This is a genomic window from Neisseria sp. P0009.S007 (assembly GCF_051962515.1).
In genome coordinates this window covers 1-1,697 of the sequence record NZ_JBQCVF010000279.1, presented here as the reverse complement: position 1 = coordinate 1,697, position 1,697 = coordinate 1, and the positions used below count along the sequence as shown (strand labels likewise).

The 1,697-nt window shown below is 48.3% G+C and carries 1 protein-coding gene; it reads left to right on the top strand.

The annotated features are described in order from the left end of the window. Positions 1-329: 329 nt before the first annotated feature. The coding region (ilvB, locus tag ACTHS3_RS12435) for a biosynthetic-type acetolactate synthase large subunit (RefSeq protein ID WP_440368073.1) at positions 330-1,697 on the top strand (1,368 nt) is incomplete at its 3' end.

Below are 1,697 nucleotides of genomic sequence, written 5' to 3'. Positions count from 1 at the left end.
CTTCTCCTTACTCAAACTGTCAACAATCCATCCACACCAAGATCAATAAAACTGTTTTTTTATTTCTTTAAAATCAAACGATAATCTATTTTCACTCCTTAAACGTTAAAAGATGAAAGATTTTGTCTTGCTTGTACAGTCGGATTGCGTTATCGTTTCTACTCTTTTTCACAAACTCTGTGTTTCTTTCCAATTGCTTGGATAGTCTGACTGTCATCGTATTCCCTCAGTGCGCGTACCCTAAATCGCTGCTTGGTGGAATTGCATTACAGGTGCTGTGGTGAGGCGGATTGTTCCTATTGGTTTGAAACCATATAAAAGAGGTCAATATGCAATTATCAGGCGCACAAATCATCGTGCAAAGTCTCAAAGCCGAAGGTGTCGAGTATGTATTCGGCTATCCGGGCGGCGCGGTTATCGAAATCTACGATGCCCTTTTCCAACTCAATAAATTCAAGCACATCCTGGTTCGCCACGAGCAGGCAGCCGTACATGCGGCAGATGCCTATGCCCGTGTCAGCGGCAAAGTCGGCGTTGCCTTGGTAACTTCCGGCCCAGGCGCGACCAATGCGCTGACCGGCATCGCCACTGCTTACAGCGACTCCATTCCGTTGGTAGTCATCAGCGGCCAAGTGGGCAACTCCCTTATCGGGACAGACGCATTCCAAGAAGTGGATACAGTCGGCATTACCCGCCCTTGTGTCAAACACAATTTCTTGGTGACCAATATCGCTGAGTTGGCAGACACCATCAAAAAAGCTTTCCAAATCGCCGCAAGCGGCCGTCCTGGTCCCGTTGTTGTCGATGTTCCCAAAGATGTCACCCAAGCAATGGCTAAGTTCAGCTACCCGCAAGAAGACATCTTCATCCGCTCTTACCAACCGGTTGTACAAGGCCACATCGGTCAAATCAAAAAAGCCGTACAAATGCTGGCTTCCGCCAAACGCCCTATTGTTTACTTCGGCGGCGGCGTGGTTTTGGGCAATGCCTCTGAAGAAATGACTAAATTCGTCCGCATGATCGGCGCTCCTTGTACCGGTACATTGATGGGCTTGGGTGCATACCCTTCCAGCGACCGCCAATTCTTGGGCATGCTGGGTATGCACGGCACTTACGAAGCCAACCTCGCCATGCAGAATGCAGACGTTGTACTGGCAATCGGTGCGCGCTTCGATGACCGCGTGATTTCCGTACCGTCCAAATTCTTTGAAAAAGCCAAAAAAATTATTCATATCGACGTTGACCCGTCCAGCATTGCCAAACGTGTCAAAGTGGATATCCCGATTGTCGGCGACGTGAAAAACGTATTGTCCGAAATGATTCAATTGTGGGGCAAGCAAGAATCTGCACCTACAGCCGACTCATTGGATAAATGGTGGAAAAGCATTGAAGAGTGGCGTTCGCGCAACTGCCTGTGGTTTGATAATGAAAGCGAAATCATCAAACCGCAATACGTCATTCAAAAACTGGCCGAAATCACCAATAATTCTGCCATCATTACTTCCGATGTCGGTCAACATCAAATGTTTACCGCTCAATATTACCCATTTGAGCGTCCACGCCAATGGCTCAATTCCGGCGGCTTAGGCACAATGGGCGTCGGTTTGCCATATGCCATCGGTGCGAAACTGGCTGCTCCTGATCAAGATGTATTCTGTATCACCGGCGAAGGCTCGATTCAGATGAACATCCAAGAG